Origin of the sequence: Streptomyces sp. NPDC055962 (assembly GCF_042270185.1) — a bacterium.
Taxonomy (GTDB): domain Bacteria; phylum Actinomycetota; class Actinomycetes; order Streptomycetales; family Streptomycetaceae; genus Streptomyces.
Genome location: NZ_JBHJYN010000024.1, coordinates 22,212 through 45,741 on the forward strand (window position 1 = coordinate 22,212; position 23,530 = coordinate 45,741).

Genomic DNA, 23,530 nt, shown 5'->3' on the forward strand with positions numbered 1-23,530 from the left:
ATGCGCTTGGTCGAACGGGAGAGGGAGCTCACCGCGCTTGCGGACATGCTCCGGCGGAGTGCCGGCGGCGCCGGCCAGGTGACGCTCGTCGCGGGCGGCATCGGTTGCGGGAAGACGGCGTTCCTGGCCGAGGCCGCCACCCGCGCCGCCCGGCTGGGGTTCCAGGTCCACGGCGCCGCCGGCTCCCTCGCGGAGCGCGAGTCGCCGGGCGCCGTACTCGGCCAGCTGCTGCGGGACATCGACCTCCCGCCCCAGGACCGGAAGGCTCTGGCTGCCCTGTCGGGCCGCACGGCCGAGCACGGCGGGGCGGATCCGTCGGTGACGGAGCTCGGGCCCTCCGCCCTCGAACCGGAGACCGCCCGCACCCTGCAACGGCTGTGTGAGGCCGTCGAACAGGACGCGGAACGCACCCCGCTGCTGCTGTGCGTCGACGACGTGCAGTTCACGGACTCGCTGTCCGTCCACTGGCTGCTTCTCCTGCTGCGGAGGCTGAGTTCCGCCCGCATCACGCTGGTGATGAGCGAGTGCACGCTGTCCCGGCCCGCGGATCCACGGCTCCGTGCCGAACTGCTGCGCCGGCCCGGATACCGGCCCATGACGGTCGAGCGGCTGACTCCCGACGGAGTGGCCACCGTCCTGTCCCAGCACGGCCCCACCGGCATCGCGCCCGCCCTGGCAGCGGACTGCCACGCCGTCAGCGGCGGCAACCCGCTGCTGGTCCGGGCGCTCGCGGAGGACAGCCGGCATCTCGGGACCGGGGCACCGAGGACCGCCGTGGCCGGAACCGGGGAATCCGGGCCACGGCTCGCGGTCGGCGACGCGTTCCTGGACGCCGTGACCGGCTGCCTGCACCGAGGGTGGCCCGCCCTCCTGCGGATCGTCGAGGCGCTCGTCGTCCTGCACGACGACAGTGCCGCACCGGAGCTGGTGGCCCGGCTGGCGGAGGTGGAAGGTGCCGTGCTGGCGCGTGGGATGCGGGCGCTCGACTCCGCGGGTCTGCTCGCCGGCGGACGGCCGCGCCACCCCGCACTGCGTACCGCCGCGCTCGGCGGTCTCACCGGACAGGAACGGTCCGCGCTGCACCGGCGGGCTTCGGCCCTCCTGTACGAGGAGGGAGCGCCGGCCGTCGAGGTCGCCCGGCACCTGCTCGCGGGGGGAGTGCCCTCCGGCTCCCCGTGGGCCGTACCCCAGCTGAGGGAGGCCGCCGAGCGGCATCTGGCGGCGAGCAGGCCGGCCGAGGCGCAGGGCTGCCTCGAGGCGGCCCTGCGGGCGTGCGACGGCGAGACCGAGCGGCTGAGGATCAAGGCTCTGCTGGCCGGCACGGCATGGGTGCTCGACCCGTCGATCGGCGCCAGGCACCTGGTGGAGCTCGCCCAGGCGGTACGCGACGGGAGACTGCCCGACCACTACTCCCTCATGCTGGCCAAGTACCTCCTCTGGCACGGCAGGTACGACGAGGCCGCGGACGCCATCGGGCGGATCATCCGGAGTGGTGACGAGCCCGATCCGATCGCCGCGGCCGAGGCACGCGCCACCCGGGAACTCCTCTCCGCCACCTATCCAGGACTCGTGCCCGGGGGTTCGCGGTCGACGTCCGCGCGGCAGCGGGCCTCCCTCCCCGGTGATCCACGCAGCAGGGGAGCGGCCGCGCTGTCGGACGTGCTGCGGCAGGGGGCCGGGCCGGAGGCGGTCGCCGCCGCCCAGGCGTCGATGCGCGCCATGCGGCTCGGGAGGAACACGCACGAGTGGCTCACCTGCGCGGTGTCCGCCCTCCTGTTCGCCGACCGGACCCAGGAGGCCGCCGACTGGTGTGACCACTGGCTCGCGCAGTCGCACAGTCGCAGGGTTCCGCTCTGGATCGCCGAGTTCTCCTCACTGAGGGCGGGTATCGCACTGCGCCGAGGGAGCCCGCTCCAGGCGCGCGAGCTCGCCGAAGCCGCGCTGGCCCAGGTGCCCCCGGAGAGCTGGGGCGTGTGCATCGGGGGGCCGCTGGCCAACCTCGTCCAGGCCAACACCGACATCGGAGCCCACTCCGCAGCGGCGGAGTACCTGGAGGTCCCGCTCCCGTCGGGCATCTTCCACAGCCGCTTCGGCCTGTACTACCTGCACGCCCGGGGCAGTCACTACGTGGCGACCGGGCAGCCCCAGGCGGCACTGGACGACTTCCTCAACTGCGGTGAGCTGATGGTCCGGTGGGGCCTGGACCAGCCGGCCCTCGTGCCGTGGCGCTCCGGGGCGGCACGCGCGCGGCTCGCTCTGGGGGACACCGCGGGCGCCCTCGCCCTCGCCCGTGAGCAGCTCGCGCTGGCCGGCAGCGGGCTCTCCCGCACCCGGGGGATCTCCCTGCGCTCCCTGGCCGCGGCAAGCCGCCCTTCGCAGCGCGGCACCCTGCTGACCGGGGCCGTGGCGATCCTGGAGGAGTCGGGCGACCGGCTCCAGCTGGCCGGGGCGCTGGCAGACCTCGGGGCCGTCCACGCGCGGGCCGGCCGGTTCGACCGGGCCGAGGCACTGACCGGCCGGGCGGCCGGGCTCGCCGAGGAGTGCGGCACGCCGGACTACGCCGAGGAGATCCGATCGGCTCTGCCCGTGCCGATCGCGTCCGCGAGAAGGGAACACGGTTCGGCGGAGCGGGCCTTCCACCTGCTGAGCCCCGCCGAGCGGAGGGTGGCCGCCCTCGCCGCCCGGGGCCGGACCAACAAAGAGATCTCCGACGGCCTGGGAATCACGGTCAGCACGGTCGAGCAGCACCTCACCCGCATTTTCCGGAAGCTCGGCGTGCGTGCCCGTGGTGATCTCCCCCGGGGCGACGTCATCGAGGCAGCCGCCGGCTGATGCGCCGTCACGGCGGGCGCACCGACAGGACCTACGACACCGACTGATCGAGGAGAAATGAAGAACACCATGGGGCGTAAAGAGAAATACGATGTGGCCATCCTCGGCAGCGGTATGGCCGGGGGCATGCTCGGTGCCGTCCTGGCGAGGAACGGGGTCAAGGTTCTGCTGCTGGATGCCGGGACGCACCCGCGCTTCGCCGTCGGTGAGTCCACCATTCCGTACACCTCGGGAATGACCCGGCTCGTCGCCGATCGCTACCAGGTCCCGGAACTGCGGGCGCTTTCCAGCTTCAAGGGAATCCGGGACAAGGTGTCGCGCAACTGCGGCCAGAAGCAGAATTTCGGATTCGTCTACCACAGCGAGGGCCGGCCCCAGAACGCTCAGGAGATAAACCAGCTGGTGGTGCCCTCCGTGCTGCGCACGGAGACCCATCTGTTCCGGCAGGACATCGACGCGTATCTCTTCCATGTCGCCGTCAAGTACGGGGCCCACCCGCGACTGAACACCCGGATCGTCGACATCGAGACCGACCCGGACACCGGCGCCGTGCTGCGTACGGACGGCGGCGAGGAGTTCCGCGCCAGCTACGTGGTGGACGGAAGCGGCTTCCGCTCACCGCTGGCCGAGAAGTTCTCCCTCCGGGAGACGCCCACCCGGGCCAGGACCCACTCGCGGTGCCTGTTCACGCACATGACGGGCGTGGAAGCCTTCGACAAGTCGCCCGCAGCCCGGAACCACGACCAGCCGAACCCCTGGCACCACGGCACCCTGCACCACGTCTTCGACGGTGGCTGGCTGTGGGTGATCCCGTTCGACAACCACGCGGACTCCCTCAACCCGCTGTGCAGCGTGGGTCTCACCCTGGACCCACGGGTGTACCCCAAGGGGGACCAGACCCCCCAGCAGGAGTTCGACGACTTCCTGCAGCGGTTCCCGGAGATCGCCCACCAGTTCCGCGGTGCCAGGGCGGTGCGCCCCTGGGTCTCGACCGGGCGGCTCCAGTACTCGGCCAAGCAGGTCGTCGGCGAGCGGTTCTGCCTCACCTCCCACGCGGCCGGCTTCATCGACGCCCTGTACTCGCGCGGCCTGACCAACACGCTCGAACTCATCAACTCCCTGGGCTGGCGCATCATCCAGGCCTCGAAGGACGGCGACTGGTCCATGGAGCGCTTCGGATACCTGGAAGAGCTCCAGCAGGGTCTGTTCGACTTCCACGACGACATCGTCTACAGCTCGTTCGTGGGATTCGGGGACTACGAACTGTGGAACGCGGTCAACCGCACCTGGATGCTCGGCACCATGCTCGGGAACGTGATGCTGGAGGACGCCTACTACCGGTTCGAACGCACGGGGGACGACGCCGTCTTCCGGGAGCTGGAGACGCACGGGCACCCGGGGTCACCGCTCCCCGTCAGCTCCGGGTTCAACGAGATGGGGCGGATCACCAGAGAGTTGTGCCGCGAGGTCGAGGCGGGCACCGAACGGCCCGGTGACGCCGCCCAGAAGATTCTGACCTACATTCGTGACGCAGACTTCATCGCCCCGTCATTCAAATTCGGAGAGCGTGACACCCGGTGCTTCGCCATGTCGCCCGCGAAGATGGCGATGAATGCCCGATGGTGCCGGAAGGACGCACCTCCGGAAATCGGAAAGCGCATGATCAATGCCAGTAAGGGGCTCGTGCGCATGCGTCTTCGGGCCGGTAGGTGACCCCACCCCTATTGCTCCTCTAGGGGGCCCCGGGAATTCCCGCCAGCCGATGGAGGAGGGGGTATTCCCGGGGAGGGCCGGCTCCTATTCTGAAGTGCAGGCGAGCGGAGGGAATCCGGCTGCGGAAAGCAGCCGTCGAGGCCCCGGAAGACAAGCTTGCACCTCCCGGCGCGGCACGGTCGGGACCGGCCCATCACTCCTGGACGAGAAGGCAGCGAATGAACCCGCACGCACCGCTTGACCCCGCGGACCTGATCGCCGTCGTCGGCATGGCCGGCCGGTTCCCGGGAGCGCCGGACACCGACAGTCTCTGGACGCTCATGACGGACCGCCGGGAAGCGGTCCGCCCGGTCCCGCCGGACCGCTGGGACAGCGCCGCACCGCTCGACCCCCAGCTGCGCATCCCCGCGGTCGGCGGCTTCCTGGACGACATCGACCTCTTCGATGCGGGGTTCTTCGGCGTGTCACCCCGTGAGGCCGCCGCCATGGATCCTCAGCAGCGACTGCTCCTGGAGGTGGGGTGGCGCGCCCTCGAGGACGCGGGGCAGCGGGCCGCCGATCTCGCCGGCAGCCGTACCGGTGTCTACGTGGCGACCGTCTGGCACGACTACGAACTGCTGCGCAAGGCGCGCGGCGCCCGCCACACCTCGCACACGCTCGTGGGCACCGGACGCGACATCCTCGCCAACCGGCTGTCGTACTTCATGAAGCTGCGCGGACCCAGCCTGGCCGTCGACACCGGCTGCTCCTCAGGACTGGTCGGGCTCGACCTGGCCGCCCGGGCCCTGCGCCAGGGAGACATCGAAGCGGCGATCGTCGGCAGCACCAACCTGATGATGGACCCCCATGTGACCGTGGGACTCACCCACTTCGGCGGTCTGTCACCCGACGGACGCTGCGCCTCGTTCTCCCGGTCGGCCAACGGCTTCGTCCGCGGCGAGGGCGTCGCCGCGGTATACCTCAAGACCCTGAGCCGGGCGCTGGAGGACGGCGATCGCGTGCACGGGGTGCTCGTCAGCACCCTGACGAACAACGACGGTGGCGGTCACAGCCTGGTGAGCCCGAGTCAGGAGGGCCAGGAGGACCTGCTGCGCCGCAGCTACGGGGGCCGGAGCGTGCCCGCCGCGGCCCTCTCGTACGTCGAGGCCCACGGCACCGGTACGAAGCGCGGCGACCCGACCGAGGCCGGAGCGCTCGGCACCGTCCTCGGCCTCGCGCGGCCGGCGGGAGATCCGCTGCCGATCGGCTCGGTGAAGACCAACATCGGCCATCTGGAGGGAAGTTCCGGACTGGCGGGACTGATCAAGGTGCTGCTCTCACTGCGCCACCGGGTCGTGCCCCCGACCCTGCACGCCGAAGAGCTGAACCCCGACATCCCCTTCGACGAGCTGAACCTCACGGTCGTACGGGAACCCCTGCGGCTGCCCGCCGAGGGCCCCGTCTACCTCGGCGTCAACTCCTTCGGCTGGGGCGGCACGAACGCCCATGTCGTCGTCGCCAGCCCGCCGCCGGAAGCGGCCGAGGCCACACGCACCCCGGCGTCCCCGGCCACCGGTCTCCCTCCGGTCGTCACCCTCTCCGCCCGCCGGGCGCCCCTGCTCGCCCGGCGGGCCGCGCAGCTGCACGACCAACTCGCGGCCCATGAAGCCGAGGCCACCGATGTGGCCGGGGCCCTGGCGTGGCGTCGCGATCACTTCGCCGACCGGGCGGCCTTCGTCGCCCACGGCACCCAGGAGCTGAGCAGCGGCCTCGCGGCTCTCGCCGGATCCTCCGCCGAAGACGCGGAGACGGCCGGCGTGGCCACCGGACGTGCGACACCGCACGGCAGGACCGCCTTCGTGTTCCCCGGGCAGGGCTCGCAGTGGCGTGAGATGGGGCACCAGCTGTACCGCGACAGCGCCCTGTTCGCCTCCGTCGTCGACCGCTGCGCCAAGGCGCTCGCCCCTCACGTCGACTGGGACCTGCTCGACATCTTCGCCGGAGGCCCGGCGGATGCAGACCCTGCGGACGGCGGCACACCGGACGGAGGCGGCATCGCCGGAACCTGGACCGAGCGCACCGACGTGCTCCAGCCCGCCCTGTGGGCGATGTCGCTCGGTCTGGCCGAGCTCTGGAAGGCCGCGGGCATCGCCCCCGACGTCGTGGTCGGCACCAGCCAGGGAGAGATCACCGCGGCCACCTTCGCCGGCGTCCTCTCCTACGACGACGCCGCTCTGATCCTGGCCCGCCGCGGCACCCTCATCGCCGACCGGGTCTCGGGGCACGGGCTGATGCTCGCCGTGGACCTGGACCGCGAGGCCGCGGTGCGCGCCATGGAGGGGTTCGAGGACATGGTGTCCTTCGCGGCGCACAACGGCCCCCGCTCGTGTGTGCTCTCCGGCGACCGGGAATACATCCTGGCCCTGAAGGAACTGCTGGAGGCCGACGGCACGTACTGCGGTCTGGTCAACATCGACTACGCCTCGCACAGCGCGGGGATGGAGGCGCTGAGCGAGGACCTCGTGACCGCCCTGGCCCCCGTCCGGCCGGGAGCGGGGACCACCGAGGTCATGTCGACCGTCCACGCCCGGCTGGTGGAGGGCACCGAACTCGACGCCGGGTACTGGGTCCAGAACCTGTGCCTACCCATCGAGTTCGTCACGTCGATGACGGAGCTCTTCGACAGCGGCGTCACCCATGTCGTGGAGGTCAGCCCGCACCCGGTGATCTTCCCGTCGCTGGAACAGCTCGCGGCCGGACACCCCACCACGCCCGCCGTCCTGACCACGCTGCGCCGGCAGCAGGGCGGCGTCGACGACTTCGCCCGGGCTCTCGCCCGCGGCTACACCACCGGCCTCGAACCGTTCGGGGCACTGCCCCGGGACAGCCGCTACCCGGTTCCCGGCTACCCCCTGGAGCGGGACAGCTTCTGGCCCGCCGAGGGCCGCCGCACCACCGGAGCGACCCAGGGCTTCGAGGCCCCGCTCACCCCGGCTCCCGGCCGGCCCGGCGTCTGGCACGGTGCCCTGGAACTGTCCCTGGAGGACCAGCCCTGGCTGGGCGACCACAAGCTGTACGACACCCCCGTGCTGCCCGGCGCCGGGATGCTGGCCCTGGTGATGCACACGGCCCTGGCCCGGACCGGCGCGGTGCCCGGCGGGCTCGCCGACGTCGCCTTCCGCAAGCAGGTGACGCTGGGCCGGGAGGCCGTGCGGTTCACCACCGAATGGCAGGACACCCCGGCCGGTGGCGACCTGCGTCTGTTGTCCCTCCCCGAGGGCGCCGCCGGCTGGGACGTCATCGCCACGGCGCGCGCGCACCAGCGGGAGGGCACCGCGGCCGCGCCCCTGTTCCCGGAGTGGGCCACCGGACTCGAATCCGCCGACCCCGAGGACTTCTACCGCCGGTGCGCCGAGCTCGGCCAGGTGTACGGCCCGGCCTTCCAGCGCGTCCGGAGCCTGTTCCGGAGCCCCTCGCAGGACGAGGCGCTCGGCGAGGTGCACCTCGGCGGGAAGCTCCTGGCCGGCAACCGGCCGCACGTCCTGCACCCGGCCCTCTGGGACGCCGCGCTCCAGGTCTGCCTGGCCCTCGACGACGGCGGCGAGGCGCTGATGCCCACGGCCGTACGTTCCATCGACGTCCTCTCCGCCCCGCCGGAGCCCGTCGAATCCCTCTGGTCGCACGTACTGCGCCGCGAGGACGGCACGCTCGACGTGCACATCTTCGACGCCGGGCGGAACGCGCTCATGGCGATGCGGGGACTGGTGCTCCAGCCGCTGCCCAGCGGTGACGGGCAGGACGCGGACGCGGACCGGCTGCACCGCATCCGCTGGAGCACGATCGACGCGGACGAGACCGCTGAAGCGCCCGTGCGGGGCCGGTGGATCGTCTGCGGCGGCACCGACGCCATGGCGCACGCGCTGGCGGGCGCGCTGACCGGCAAGGGCGCGGAGGTCAGCCACCTCGGCACCGACGCCTGCCCGTCCGAGTCCCTGGCCGATGTGTCCGACGCCGCCGGCGTCGTCTTCGTGGCGCCGCGCTCCTCGGCCGGCCCCGACGCGCAGCAGCGCGGCCTGGGCCATCTCACCTCCGTCATCCGGACCTGCGCGGGCCTGCCCACCCTGCCCCGGCTCACGGTGGTGACCGACCGCGCCCAGGCGGCCGACGGCACGGAGAGGCCCGACCCCGGAGCCGCGCTCTACTGGGGCTACGGACGGGTCGCACAGCGCGAGCACTCCGAGCTGGAGCCCCGCCTCATCGACGTGGACGCCTCCGATCCGGACTGGGCCGGGGCATGTGCGGCGGCGATCGTCGCCACCGGGGGAGCGGACCAGCTGGCTCTGCGCCACGGACGGCAGCTGGCGGCCCGCATCACGCGGGGCGCCACCGACGAACCCGCCGCCTCCGCGGCCCTTCCGGCCCGGCGCACCGTGAAGCAGCCCTTCCGTATCGACCCCGTCCGGCGCGGCGGTCACCTGGTGGCCGAGTTCCTGCCGCTGGCGCGCCGGGCACCGGGCCCCGGAGAGGTCGAGATCGAGGTGACCGCCGCCGTGCTGTCACCGGACGATGTGAGCGAACCGCCGGCGGGCGGGGCCCCGGCCGCCGGGGCGACGCTGTCCGGCCGTGAATGCGTCGGCAGGATCACCGCCGTGGGGCCGGACGTCTCCGCCCTGCGCACCGGGGAACGGGTCGTCGCGGTGTGCACCGGCGCACTCGCCGGACACGCCGTGGCTCGGGCCGCCCATGTCCAGCGGGTTCCCGAGCGGCTGGACGACGTGGAGGCGGTGGCCCTGCCGCTGCCGGCGGTGACGGCCTGGTACGCGCTGGCCGAGGTGGGCCGGCTCACCCCGGGAGAGGCCGTACTCGTCCACTCGTCCTCCCTCCCGGACTCCGTCGCGGCCGTCCAGGTCGCACGGAGCCAGGGAGCCAGGGTCTTCGTCGCCACGGTGCCGGGACCGGCGGACCGCGAGCTGCTCCTCGGCGCGGGCGCCGAACTCGTGCTCGACGCGGAGGGCCCCGGATGGCCGGACGCGGTGCGCGACGCCACCGGTGGCCGTGGCGCCGACGTCGTCGTGGGGCCGCGGACGGGTCCCGCCGCGGCGGAGGCCCGGGAACTGCTCGCCGAGGACGGACGCCTCATGGAGATCGCCACGGCCGGCTCGGCCGCAGGCCCCTCCCTCGACCGGGAGTTCCTCCTCCGAAAGGGAGCCGGCTTCGCCTCCGTCGACATGGACGGGCTGCGCGAGCGCAAGCCCGCGACGTTCGCCCGCGTGCTCGGCGCCGTCTGGGCCATGGTCACCGAGGGCAGCCTCACGCCGCTGCCGGCCCGGACCCACGACTGCGCCACGCGGAGCGGGACGACCGTCGGGATCACCCACGACCACGCCCTGGCCCGGCTGGTGCTCACCGGTTTCCGAGGCGTCGGCCACGTCGCTCCCGAACCGATGCCGGGCGGCCGCTTCCGCACCGACGGCAGCTACCTGATCACCGGAGGGCTGGGGGCCCTCGGCCTGTCACTGGCCGAGTTCCTCGCCGCCCACGGGGCCGGCTCCCTCGTCCTCGTCGGCCGCTCCGCCCCGGACGCCGAAGCCTCGGAGCGCATCGCCGCGCTGCGCGAGCGGGGAGTGCGGGTCGAGAACGCGCGCTGCGACGTCACCGACCGCCCGGCGCTGCGCCAGGCGCTGGAGGGTCTGCGCGAAGCCGGCCTGCCACCGTTGCGAGGGGTGGTGCACGCGGCCGGCGTACTCGCCGACTCCACGATCGCCCATGTCACACCACGTCAGATGGCCAAGGTGCTCCAGCCCAAGGTGGACGGCGTCCGCAACCTCGACGCGGTCACCGCCGAGGACCCCCTGGACCTCTTCGTGATGTTCTCCTCCGCGGCGGCCCTGGTGGGCAACCCGGGTCAGGCGGCGTACTCCGCGGCGAACGCCTACCTGGACGCCTTCGCCGAGTCCCGTCGCATGCGCGGGCTGCCGGCCCTGAGCGTGCAGTGGGGTCCGTTCGCCGGCATCGGTCTCGCGGCGAAGGACACCGCGGCAGGCGCCCGTCTCGGGGAACGCGGCCTGGAGAGCTTCCCGCCCGGCGAGGCATGGGCAGCACTCGTCAGGCTGCTGCACCAGGACCGGCCGGTCGTCGGGTACGTCCCCGTCGACACCCGCCGGTGGTTCGACGCCTACCCCGGCACCGTCTCGCTCAGTGCCTGGAGCGACCTGTACGCCGCCCTCGAGGAGGACGGCGCCGCGGTCTCGGGCAGCGCATTCCTGGACGCGCTGCTCCGGGCACCGCAGGAGGACCGCGCCGCCCTCGTGGAGGCCGAGGTGAGGGAGCTCGCCGCGCGGGTGCTGAGGCTCGACCCCGAACGCCTCGAACGGGACGCCCTGTTCGACTCGCTCGGCCTCGACTCACTCATGAGCCTCGAACTGCGCAACCGGCTGGAAGCGGCCTTCGGGCTGAGGCTCTCGCCGACCCTCCTGTGGACCTACGGCACCCTCCAGGCCCTTTCGGGCGCCTTGCTCGCCCAGACGACTCCGACGGACGGGGCGCGGTGATGGCTGGCACAGCAGGCCGTCCGACGCACCCCGGCCCCCTATCGCAAGGAACCCCGATGCACGAGACACCTGCCTCCGGGGGAGGCAAGCAGACCCCTCTGACCAGGGCTCTGGACACCATTCGTACGCTCAAGCAGCAACTCGGCGAGCAGCGGGGGAACCAGCCCGTCGCCGTGATCGGCGCGGGTCTGAGGCTGCCCGGAGGCATCGAGGACCTCGACGGTTACTGGACGGCGCTCGCGGAGGGGCGGGACGAGGTCCGGCCGATGCCGCACCACCGCAAGGGCCCCTTCGCCGAGGACTGGGAAGGCCTGCCTCAGCGCGGCGGATTCCTCGACGACGTGCTCGACTTCGACGCCGAGTTCTTCGGGATCAGCCCGCGCGAGGCCCGGCACCTCGACCCGCAGCACCGACTGCTGCTCGAAGTCGCCTGGGAGGCGATGGAGCACGCCGGAGTGCCGTCGCGCACCCTCGCCGCCGCCCGTACCGGCCTGTACCTCGGGGTCATGTGGCAGGACTACCGCGAGTGGTGCGAGGGCGAGCCCGACGCCTACTGGGCCACGGGCAACGGACACAACTTCGCCGCCGGCCGCGTCGCGTACGCCCTGGGGCTGACCGGTCCGGCCATGACGGTCGACACGGCCTGCTCCTCCTCGCTCGTCGCCGTCCACCTGGCGGTGCAGGCCCTGCGCCGGGGCGACTGCGAGATCGCCTTCGCCGCGGGCGCCAACCTCATCATGTCCCCGCAGACCATGAAGCTGGTCCAGGAGACCCGCTCCCTCTCACCGGACGGCCTGTGCAAGACGTTCGACGCCCGGGCCAACGGGTTCACCCGCGGTGAGGGCGTCGGAGCCGTCCTCCTCAAGCGCCTCGACCACGCCCTGCGCGACGGCGACCGGGTGCTCGGGGTGATCCGCGGTACGGCCGTGAACCAGGACGGCCGTTCCAGCGGATTCACCGCACCGAACGTGCTCGCCCAGGTGTCCCTCATCGAGACGGCGCTCGCCGACGCCGGACTCGAACCCTCCGCGGTCGGATACGCGGAGACGCACGGCACCGGCACCGCACTCGGCGACCCCATCGAGATGGACGCGCTCGCCACCGCCCTCGGCCGCCGCAACGGCGGCGCGCCGCTGCCGGTCGGCGCGGTGAAGGCCAACTTCGGTCACCTGGAGGGCACCGCGGGTGTCGCCGGGCTGATCAAGGCGATGCTCTGCGTGGCCAGGCGCAAGGTGCCGCCGGTCGTGCACTTCCGCACCCTCAACCCCCGCATCGACCTGTCGGGCACCGGCATGACCGTGCCCGGGTCCCTCCAGGACTGGTCGCCGGAGTCGGGCGAGTGCGCCTCCGTCAGCTCGTTCGGCATGAGCGGCACCAACGCCCACGCGATCATCGGCCCGCTCCACGCGGACGAGGTGCCGGCCCGACAGGACGCCGGACACCCCCCGGCCGTCACGGGGTTCGAGATCTCGGCGAAGACCTCGGGGGCCCTGCGGTCCCGCGCGGCGCAGTACGCCGAGCGGGTCGCCTCCCTCGACCCGGCCGACTACCCGGCCTTCGCCTACACCGCCACCGCCGGCCGCAGCCGGCTGGACGTCCGCGCCCGGATCTCGGCCGCGGACCCGGAGACCGCCGCCACGGCACTGCGCGCGCTCGCAGCCGGCGAGCCGTCGCCCCGGCTGACCCTCACCGAGGGACAGGGCAGCGGCGGCGAGGATCCCTCCGCCGGGCTGCCGCGCCGCCTCGTCGACCTGCCGGGCTACCCCTGGCAGCGCCGGCGTTTCGCCCCGGAACAGGCGGCGGCCGACCCCGCCGCCGTGGCTCCGGCGCTGCCCACCCGCCACGCGGTGGTGTGGGAGGCGGCCGAGCCCCGTACGGCCGTCCCCGGAGCCGGGCTCGTACTCGCGGGCGACGACCAGGAGTTGCTGGCGGCGCTCGTGGACCGGGCCGCCCGGCTCGGTCTGCGCGGAACCGTCCTCGCCCCCGCACCGGTGGCGCTTCCCCAGGGCTGGCTGCACGCCACGCTGCCCGGGGACCGCGCCGGCTGGGACCGGTTCTGGGAGGGCGACACCACCGCCGGCCCGGCCCCCCTGGTGCTGGCCTTCCGGGCGACGGAGATGCTTCCTGCCGAGGACGGTGTCGCCGGAACCGCCGACCCGGCGGAACCGGGGGCCCTGCTCTGCGCGTCGGTGACCGCCGCGGTCGGCGCCCTGGCCGGAAGCGGCCGCGCCCACCGGGCCTTCGCGGTCACACGCTCCGTCTGCCGCACCGGGCCCGGGGACCGGGTGGCACCCACGGACCACGGACTGCTGCACGGCCTGGCGCCCGTGCTCGGCATCGAGCTCGGGCTCACCTGGGGCGGCGTGGTCGACCTGGCGGACGACCCGGCCGCCGAAGACCTCGACACCGTACTGGCGTTCGCCGTTCACGAGGCCGCCGCGCCCGGTGACGGGAACCCCCTGCTGGAGGACCTGGCCGCCGTCCGCGGCGGCGGGATCCTGGTGGCGCGGCTGCGCGAGAGCACGGAACCGGCCGGCACCCTGACGGTACGGGACGACGCGACGTACCTCGTGACCGGCGGACTGGGCGGTGTCGGCCGGGAGCTGACGACCGAACTCGTCGCGCGCGGCGCCCGTCACCTCCTGCTCGTCGGCCGCCGGCCGCAGGACCGGCTGGCCGCCGAGGCGACCGCACTGCTGGACGAACTGGCCGGTGCGGGCGTACACGCTGTGTACCGCGGCGGTGGCTGCGACACGGCCGAGGCTGTCGAGGCCGCGTGCGCCGCCCTCGAAGGCATGCCTCCGGTACGCGGTGTGCTGCACGCCGCGGGAACCCTCGACCGCGCTCCCGCCGAGGAGACCGGCGTCGAGGGGTTCGCGGCCTCGCTCCGCGGAAAGTCCACGGGCGCCTGGCTGCTGCACCGGGCGTTCCTGGACCGGCCGCTGGACTTCTTCGTGATGGTGTCGTCCGTCTCCGCCGTGTGGGGCACCGAGCGCTGCGCGGCGTACTCGGCGGCCAACGGAGGACTGGACGCCCTCGCCGCACACCGGGTCTCCCTCGGCCTGCCCGGCATCAGCCTGGCCTACGGGCCGTGGGACCTGGGCGGCTCGGGGATGGCCGACTCGGCGTCCCGCGACACCTTCGCCCGGGTCGGGGTGGGCGCGCTGGACGCGGCGACCGGCCGGGCGGCCCTGGACGGAAGGGCTCCCGACGGATCCGGCCACCTGATCGTCTGCCCGCTGGACACGTCCCGGTTCCTCACGCTCATGTCCCGCTTCCGTCGCCGTGGACTCTTCGGCGTCGCAGCAGTGGCCGACGGCGCCCCGTCCGGCGCCGTCATCCGGCAGGAACCCTCCGTCACCGGCGAACTGGAGGCCCTTCCGGACCGGGCCCGCGCCGGTGCGGCCCGGGGGCACGTCGCCCGCATCGTCGCGGCGCAGCTCGGTCACGACAGCGCCGAGGCGGTCGGGGACGACACCGGGTTCTTCGACCTCGGGCTCGACTCCATCATGGCGGTCGACCTGGTCGGCCGGCTGTCCCAGGCGTTCGGCGTCGTCCTCCTGGCCGCCGACGTCTTCAACCATCCGACCGTGGCCCGCATGGCGGAACACCTGCTGACCGCGGACCGGGCGCCGGAGCCCGCCGCCCCGCCCGCCCCCGCCGGGCAGGGCGACGCCACCGTACGCGAGCGTCCCGCAGCCCCACGGGCCCGGGCAGCCGCGCGGTCCGCCGCCGCTGTGCCCCCGTCCCGGGACGACGGTCGCGAGCCCGTCGCGATCGTCGGCATGGCGGGCAGGTTCCCGCAGTCCGACTCCGTCGACGAACTCTGGGACCTGCTGCGCGAAGGACGCGACCCGGTCGGCCCGGTCCCCGACGGCCGCTACGACCGGACCGCGTTCCACGGCGACGGCGGCGAGCCCGCCCGTGTCACCACGGACCAGGGCGGATTCCTCAAGGACATCGCCCGTTTCGACGCCTCCTTCTTCGGGATCCCGGCACGGGAGGCCGAGAGCCTCGACCCCCAGCAGCGGCTGCTCCTGGAGTCGGCCTGGCACGCCCTGGAGAACGGCGGGATCGATCCCCACTCGCTCAAGAACTCCCGTACCGGCGTCTTCGTCGGCATCAGCTACGCGGACTACGCCCGGCTGCTCGCCGAGTCGGGCCCCGAACACCTGGACGCCTACTACAGCACCGGGACCTCGCTCAACGCGGCAGCCGGGCGGCTCGCCTACAGCCTCGGCCTCAACGGCCCGGCGCTGGCGGTGGACACCGCCTGCTCCTCGTCCCTGGTGGCGCTGCACCTCGCCGTGCGGTCGCTGCGGTCCGGTGAGTCCGACGCGGTCCTCGCCGGCGGGGTGAACGTCATCCTCGACCCGATGGCGTCGGTCTCGGCCAGCCGCGCGCACATGCTCTCCCCCGACGGCCGCTGCCGTACGTTCTCCGCCGACGCCAACGGGTTCGTGCGGGCCGAGGGCTGCGGAGTCCTCGTCCTCAAGCGGCTCGCCGACGCGCAGCGCGACGGCGACCAGGTGCTCGCCGTGATCCGCGGCACCGCCGTGAACCAGGACGGTGCGTCGTCCGGCCTCACCGCGCCGAGCGGCCCGGCCCAGCAGACGCTGCTCACCGACGCCCTGTCGGACGCCTCGGTCAGCGGTGCGGACGTCTCCTACCTGGAGGCCCACGGCACCGGCACCTCACTCGGCGACCCGATCGAGCTCGGTGCGGCCTGGAAGGTCCTCGGGCCCGGGCGCAAGCCCGGCGAGCCGCTGCACGTGGGCTCCGTGAAGAGCAACATAGGCCACCTCGAATCCGCCGCCGGCATGGCGGCGGTCATCAAGACCGTCCTGGCGCTGAGACACGATCTCATCCCGGCCAACCTCCACTTCGGCGAACCCAACCCGCATGTGGACTGGCCGGAAATGAACGTCCGCGTGGTCGACAACCCGACCCCCTGGCGTTCCGGCGCGAAGCCTCGTGTGGCAGGCGTCTCCGGTTTCGGACTGACCGGGACCAACGCCCACATCGTGCTCGCCGAGGCACCGGCCGACGCCTCCGCCGCCACGAGCGGCGAGCCGGCCGGTGCCACGCACCTCCTCCCGTTGTCGGCGCCCGACGAGGACGGGCTCCTCCGGCTCTCCGAGGCATGGGCACGGCGTCTGGCCGCCACGGCCGACGGCGACCTGGCGGGCCTGGTCGCGACGGCCACCACGGGCCGCGGCCACTTCCCGCACCGCAGGGCGCTGCTCGGGACGACCGGGGACAAGCTCCTCGCCCAGCTCTCCACGCCGCCTCCGCCGAGGGCGGCCCGTCGTCCGCGCATCGCCTTCCTCTTCTCCGGGCAGGGCAGCCAGCGCTTCGGCATGGGCCGCGAACTGTACGAGACGGAGCCGGTCTTCAGGGACGTCTTCAACGCCTGCGACCGTGAACTCGCTCCCGTCCTCGGCGCCTCCCTGGTGGAGCTGACCCTGTACGGCCAGGACGAGAGCGCCGTCGACGAGACCCGGGTGACCCAGCCGGCCCTGTTCGCGCTGGAGATCGCGCTCGCCACCCTCTGGGAGTCCTGGGGAGTCGCACCTGCCCTGGTGATGGGGCACAGCGTCGGAGAGGTCGCCGCCGCCGTGCACGCCGGGGTGATGGACCTGGGCTCCGGGCTCCGGCTGATCGCCCGGCGGGCCGGCCTCATGCAGTCCACCGAGCGGGGGGCCATGCTCGCCGTGACGGCCACCGAGGAGCAGGTCCTCGCCTGGACCGAGGGCACGGAACTGGACATCGCGGCCGTCAACACCCCGGCCGCCACGGTCGTCTCCGGTACACCGGCCGAGATCGACCGGCTGGCGGAGAAACTCGGAGCCGAGGGCGTACGCACCCACAGACTCAGCGTCTCGCACGCGTTCCACTCCCGGCTGCTCGACCCGGTACTCGGTGAACTGGGCGACGTCCTGGCGTCGTCGGAGTTCGCTCCGCCGGCGGTGCCGCTGATCTCCAACCTCACCGGCCGGCTCGCCGGACCCACCACCATCGACGCCGAGTACTGGGTACGGCACGCCCGCAACCCCGTCCGCTTCCACGACGGGGCCCGGCTGATCGGCGACCAGGACATCGACATCTGCCTGGAGATCGGCCCCGACCGCACGCTGGTGAACCTGGTGCGTGCCGCCGGGCTCGCGCCGGACGGAGGCGTCGTCCCGTCGCTGTACCGTGGCGCGGGGGACCGGGCGGCGCTGCTCGCCGCCGTCAAGGCCCTGTACGAGCAGGGCCAGGACATCGACTGGCAGGCGGTCCAGGCTCCGCGGCGCACGACGCGGAGCAGCGCGCCGCTGTACCCCTTCGCCACCACGCCTCACTGGCGCCGCACCGCGGAGCCGCGTGGAGCCCGGACCGCACCGGGCGGACGGACGGAGCCGGCCGGCCCGCCGTGGGGGACCGAGTTGCGTTCCCCTGCCGTCAAGGGCCGTGTGTTCGTCACCGAGCGCAGCACCGTCTACCCGCCGCACCTCGACGACCACCGCCTGTTCGGCACGGTCCAGGTGGCGGGCGCCTCGCAGACGGCCACCGTCCTGTCGGCGGTGGGCAGCGCGGGCGAACCGGTGGTCCTGGAGGACCTGCACTTCCCCCGGGCCCTGGTGCTGCACGACGGTGAGCGCTACGAACTCCAGATCATCGAAGGGGAGGCGGACCACGGCACCCGGACCGTCAGCGTCCAGAGCCTGCTCGACCCCGAGCGGGGCCGGTGGCAGGAGCACCTGACGGCGAGGATGCCCGCCACCGACCCCGTCGCCGACAGGAACGCGCCGGATCCCGCCGCGTTCATCGCGGGCGCCGACCGCCACCTCAGCGGCGAAGCCTTCTACCGGTACCTGCGCGGGATCGGCTACCTGCTCGGCCCGTCCTTCCGGTGGGTCGGCGACGCGTGGATCCGCGGCAACGAGTCGCTCATCCGGTTCGACCTGCCGGAGGGGATGAACGAGGACCCCGCTGACTACCAGATCCACCCGGGCCTGCTCGACTCGTGCCTGCAGAGTTCCGTCACCTTCGCCGTGCACGAGGACGACCCGGAGCCGCAGGACCAGGAACAGGCCCTGGTGATCCCCTTCGCCGCCGCGAGGGTCTCCTTCCCGGGCCGGCCCGTTCCCGGCCGGCCCCTGTGGGGGCACGTACGGGCCGTCATGAGGGACCTGCCGGACGGCGGGTTCCACCAGGTGGACACCGCGGACCTGCACATCTTCGACGGCTCCGGTGCGACCGTCCTGGCCATGGACGGCTTCCGCTTCCGGCTCGCCTCCAGGGCGGTGCTGCGGTCGTCACTGAGGCACGGCACCCGGCACGCCTACGAACTCGCCTGGGCCGACAGCTCCCCGGCCCCCACCGGTGCGGCCGCGCGGACACTGCGCATCGCCGTCGCGGGCGCCGACACCCAGGCGGGCAGGGAGGTCTTCAAGGCCGGTGAGGACCTCGGCCACCTGATGACCGTCCTCCCGGAGGACCCGGCCGGTCTGGCGGCCGACCTGATCGTCGACGCCCGGTTCCACCTGACCACCGGCACCGGCCCCGACACCGCCCTCGACGCGGCCCTGGGCCTCGGCCGGACCCTGCAGGCGGCATCCCGGGACATCCCCTACGCCGTACTGGGCGGTGCCGGGCCGGAGGCGGCCCCGGTCCGGGAGACGCTCTGGGGACTGCTGGCCTCCCTCGAAGCGGAGGAGGGAGACCGTCGACTGGTCAGGGTCACCCTCGCCCCCGGGTGGGACGGCACCGGCCTCGTCACGGCCCTGGACCGGGCACTCGGCGGGAATCCGGCCGAGACCCGGCTGGAGGTCGGCGGCGGACGGGTCCGCGTCGCCCGGCTCGTCCCGTACCCGGACCACCCGGTACGTGACGGAGCACCGGCGCGGGAGACCGGCGCGGCGCTGATCACCGGCGGACTGGGGGCGCTCGGTCTGAGCACGGCCGCGATCCTGGCCCGTCACGGCTGCCCCGCCGTCACGCTCATGGCGCGGTCGGCCCCCGACGCCGCGGCACAGCGCGTCCTCGGCGAACTCGCCGCCGCCGGCACCACGGTGAGAGTCGTACGGGGTGACGTCACGGATCCGGCGGACTGCGCACGGGCCGTCACCGAAGCGGGCCTGGACGCACCACTGCGCACGGTCCTGCACCTGGCGGGGGCCACGGACGACCGGGCCTTCGCACGCGTGGACCGGCCCGCCCTCGAGGCGGTCTTCGCGGCCAAGGCCGGGGGCGCCGCGAACCTGGCGGCGGCGCTGCACGGCCACACCCTGGACGCCTTCGTGCTCTTCTCCTCGGCCTCCAGCGTGCTCGGCTCGGCGGGCCAGACCAACTACGCGGCCGCCAACGGCTTCCTGTCCGGCCTGGCCGACGCCCTGCGCGCGGACGGGATCCCGGCCACGAGCGTGGCCTGGGGACCGTGGACACCGGAGGCCAAGGGCGGCCTGGCGGCCACCGCGTCCGTACGGCGGGCCGTGGAGAAGCTCGGCATCGGCTCCCTCACAGACGAGATCGCCGAACGGCTGCTGCTGACAGCCCTCGCCGACAGCCCCGCACGGCTGGTGGCGGTGGACCTGGCACCCGAGCGTTTCGTGGCCCACGTCGGTGACCACCCCCGTGCGGCCCTGCTGGCGGGCCTCGCGGACCACGCGGAGAAGGCCGGCAGGGCGGCCGAGCCCTCCGGCCGGGCGCGCGGCTGGCTGCGCACCGGTGACGGCGGCCTCGACGGGCTGGACGCCGACACCCGCGCCGAGGCCCTGCGGCAGTTCATCCGGGAGGCGACCGGCGAGACCCTCGGCGACCCGGCCGGGATCGACGACGACATCACCTTCGGTGACATGGGCCTCGACTCGATCATGGTCATCGACCTGCGGACCCGGCTGTCCCACGCCCTCGGGGTCGACCTCCTGGCCACGGTGGCGCTCGACCACCCCACCGTGCCGCGCATCGCGGACCACATCCTCGGCCTGCTCGACGAGAACGAGCCGGACACCGCACCGGCACCGTCCCCGCAGCGGGCCCCCCTGAGCGAAGCCGGCCCGGACGACCTGTCCGAGCTGTCCTTCGAGGACCTCGTCCGGGCCGTCCGGAGCGATGTCTCGGCCCCGAAAGGAGACAGGAACGCATGAGTGACGACCTGAGCACCGACAGCGTCCGGGCCCTGATGGAGGACCAGCTGAGGCTCTCCCAGCGGCTGCGGGCCCGGGTGGCCGAGCTGGAGGACGAACGGCACGCCCCCGTCGCAGTCGTGGGAATGGGGCTCCGGCTCCCTCCGGCCATCAACACCCCGCAGGAGTACTGGGAGTTCCTGTGCGGCACCGGCACCGCACTGAGCGACGTCCCCGAGGACCGGCCCGGTCTGCGCGCCGCGTACGACCCGACGCCCGGCCGGAGCGGCCGCTCGTACGTCCGGCACGCCGGCTTCCTCGGTGACATAGCCCGGTTCGACGCCGACTTCTTCGGCATCTCGCAGCGCGAGGCCCGGCTGCTCGACCCCCAGCAGCGGATGCTGCTGGAGACCTCCTGGGAGGCCCTGGAGCGGGCCGGTGTCGCGGTCCGCCGCGCCGACCGCCTCGACGTCGGCATCTACCTCGGCGTGATGACCTCCGAGTACAGCGAGCGGAACGAGGACCGGTCGGACCTCTCCCGCATCGACCCGTACTACGTGACAGGCGGCGGGCTCAGCTTCGGCGCCGGCCGGGTCAGTCACCTGCTGGGCTTCTCCGGCCCGGTGATGGGTGTCGAGACCGCCTGCTCCTCCTCCATGACGACCCTGCACCTCGCGGTCCAGGGGCTGCGCAACCGCGAATGCCACTACGCCCTTGCGGGCGGCGCCAATCTGCTGCTGTCCGCCACCCTGATGGTCGCGCTGTGCCAGACCAGGGCGCTCTCCCCGGACGGGCGTTCCAAGTCCTTCCTCGCCTCCGCCGACGGCTACGGGCGGGGCGAGGGGGTCGGCGTGGTGGCGCTGATGCGCCTCGACGACGCGGAACGCGAGGGCCGGCCCGTGCTGGCGGTCATCCGCGGCTCCGCGGTCAACCACGACGGTGCGGCCTCCGGCCTGACGGCGCCCAACGGGCCGGCCCAGCAGGAGGTGATCAGGGCGGCGCTGGCAGACGCCCGTATCGGCCCCCAGGACGTGGGGTTCGTGGAGGCGCACGGCACCGGCACCGTGCTCGGCGACCCGATCGAGATGGGGGCGCTCGACGGGGTCCTGGGCAGGGCCGTGAGGGGCCGGGGCACGCCTCTGTCCATCGGCAGCGTCAAGTCCCGGCTCGGGCACCTCGAAGGCGCCTCCGGCATCGCCTCCGTGATGAAGACCGTGCTGATGCTCCAGCACGGCGTCATCCCGGCGGCCGCCTCGCCCGACGACGGTGAACTCAACCCCCACATCCCGTGGGACCGGCTGCGGTTCACGGTGCCGAGGCAGAACCTTCCGTGGCCCGCGGAACTCCCGCGCCGGGTGGCGGGCATCAACTCCTTCGGCATGAGCGGCGTCAACGTCCACGCCGTCCTGGAGGCGTACGCACCCACCGCCCCCGCAGCCGGCGCCCCCGTAGCCGGCGCACCCGGGCTCGAACTCCTCACCCTGTCGGCCAAGGACCCCGAGGCTCTCGCCCGCCTCGCCGATCAGGTTGCCGGACACCTCGACCGGACGGCCGCCGCCTCCGTCCCGGCCGTCTGCCACACCCTGCGCGCCGGGCGTGCCCCCTTCGCGCACCGGGTCGCGGTGACGGGCGCCACCGCGGGCGCCCTGGCCGACGCCCTGCGCTCGGCGCTCTCCACCGGCCGGACGGCGGAGGGATCCGGTGCGGCCTCGGCACCGCCGCGATCCCTCACCCTGGCCGTCCACGGCGAGGAGAGCCGCCTGGAACCCGCACTGGCCGCCCTGGCCGCGGCCTTCCCCGCCCTGGCCGACGGGAACCCGGGGGACGGCGCGGGAGAGCGGATGCGGGCCCTGCTGGAGCGCTTCGGACTCCGTGTGCGGCGGGCGTCCGCCCCGGCCGCCCGGCCCGCGGGCGCCACCGCCGTCCTCGCCTCGGTCGAGTGGGAGGCCCCCGAGGGCCGGCAGGCACTCCCGCTGGCCGTCGAGCGGACGGACACCGCGCCGGACCTGCTCCGGGCGGCGCTCGGCGCGCTGTTCGCCGCCGGGGCCGATCTCCGGCTGGACGCCCTGCGCGGTCCCGGCACCCGGTTCGCGGACGGCCTGCCCACGTACCCCTTCCAGGGCAAGCGGTACTGGATCGACGAGCCCGCGGGGACCGGCGGGTCGGACAGCCGGCCCGAGGACGCCCCGACGGCCCTCCCGCTCGACCAGGACGGCCTGATCGGCTACCTCCTGGCCCAGCTGCAGGAGGTGCTCCAGGCCGACGAGATCGACCCGGCACTCTCGTTCCTGGACGTCGGGGGCGACTCGTTCATCTCCACGCTGTTCATCACCCGGGTCGAGGAGCACTTCGACGTCGGGCTGACCGCCGACCAGCTCTCCCTCGACATGCCGCTGGGCGACCTGATGGCGAAACTCGCGGAGAGCATCTCCGCCACCAGCGAGACCGGCCGACGGAGGCAGGACGCATGAGCGCCGCCGACGCCTTCATCCGGGCCCGCAGGGTCGACCACCCCGAGCTGCGCCTGGTCGTGGTCCCGCACGCGGGCGGATCGGGGAACGTCTACTACCCCATGTCCCGTCACCTGCCGCCCTCCTGGGAGCTCCTGCTGCTCGACCTGCCCGGCCGCGGCCGGCGGCACACGTCACCGCCCTTGGCGGACATGCGCGCGATCGTCGACCGGGTCACGGACGACGTGCTGTCGGTCGACGACGCGACGCCGGTCGCCCTCTTCGGCCACAGCCTGGGCGCGGTGATCGCCTCCGAGACCGCCCGTTCCCTGGAGGCCGAGGGCACGGCACCGGTGTGGGTCGGCGTCTCCGGACGGCAGGCGCCCATGCTCCAGCCCGCCAACCGGTTGCTCGATCCCGGCCTCTCCGACGTGGAGCTGGCCCGGAGACTCGGCCGGCTGGGAGGTCTGCCGGACCGCCTCGACGAACTGCCGGAGTTCCGGGACCGCTTCCTGCGGCTCATCCGCGCCGACCTGCGGGCCCTGGACTCCTACCGGCCCGACCCGCGACGCCGGCCGTTGCGCTGTCCGCTCACGGTCTTCGCCTCCACCGAGGACGTCATGGCCCCACCCTCGGGAGCCTCCGCCTGGAGCAGGGAGACCACAGCGGGCTTCCGGCAGAAGGTCTTCGACGGGGGGCACTTCCACTTCCTGGGCGGCACCTTCCCGGACTTCACCGAGACCCTCGCCACCGAGATCCAGCACGCGCTCGGAGCTGTCGGAGCGGCCGTACCCGGCATCTGACACGCGCCACACCGCGGCCCCGGCACACGCGTGTCAGGTGTCGTGCAGCCGTCCGGAGCGGGGACTCCCGCCCCCCCGCTCCGGGATCCATC

Annotated in this window: 6 protein-coding genes; all 6 read left to right on the forward strand. The window is 73.6% G+C overall.

Features of this window, described 5'->3' with window-relative positions; all coding sequences use genetic code 11:
• Nucleotides 1–2,832, forward strand: a complete 2,832-nt coding sequence (locus tag ACFC51_RS35360; RefSeq protein WP_376532848.1) for an AAA family ATPase — start codon at nucleotides 1–3, stop codon at nucleotides 2,830–2,832.
• 57 nt (nucleotides 2,833–2,889) lie between these two features.
• Nucleotides 2,890–4,545, forward strand: a complete 1,656-nt coding sequence (locus ACFC51_RS35365) for an NAD(P)/FAD-dependent oxidoreductase (RefSeq protein ID WP_376532850.1) — start codon at nucleotides 2,890–2,892, stop codon at nucleotides 4,543–4,545.
• A gap of 218 nt (nucleotides 4,546–4,763) precedes the next feature.
• Entirely contained in the window at nucleotides 4,764–11,075 is a 6,312-nt protein-coding gene (locus ACFC51_RS35370) for an SDR family NAD(P)-dependent oxidoreductase (RefSeq protein WP_376532852.1), read from the forward strand.
• Nucleotides 11,076–11,131: 56 nt separating this feature from the next.
• Complete coding sequence (locus tag ACFC51_RS35375; protein ID WP_376532854.1) at nucleotides 11,132–20,206, forward strand: SDR family NAD(P)-dependent oxidoreductase; 9,075 nt, start codon at nucleotides 11,132–11,134, stop codon at nucleotides 20,204–20,206.
• Nucleotides 20,203–22,656, forward strand: a complete 2,454-nt coding sequence (locus tag ACFC51_RS35380; RefSeq protein WP_376532856.1) for a beta-ketoacyl synthase N-terminal-like domain-containing protein — start codon at nucleotides 20,203–20,205, stop codon at nucleotides 22,654–22,656. Before ACFC51_RS35375 ends, ACFC51_RS35380 begins: the two co-directional genes overlap by 4 nt.
• The gene (locus tag ACFC51_RS35385; RefSeq protein ID WP_376532858.1) at nucleotides 22,653–23,438 is read left to right on the forward strand and encodes a thioesterase II family protein; all 786 of its coding nucleotides are present in this window, start codon (nucleotides 22,653–22,655) and stop codon (nucleotides 23,436–23,438) included. Before ACFC51_RS35380 ends, ACFC51_RS35385 begins: the two co-directional genes overlap by 4 nt.
• Nucleotides 23,439–23,530: the final 92 nt, after the last annotated feature.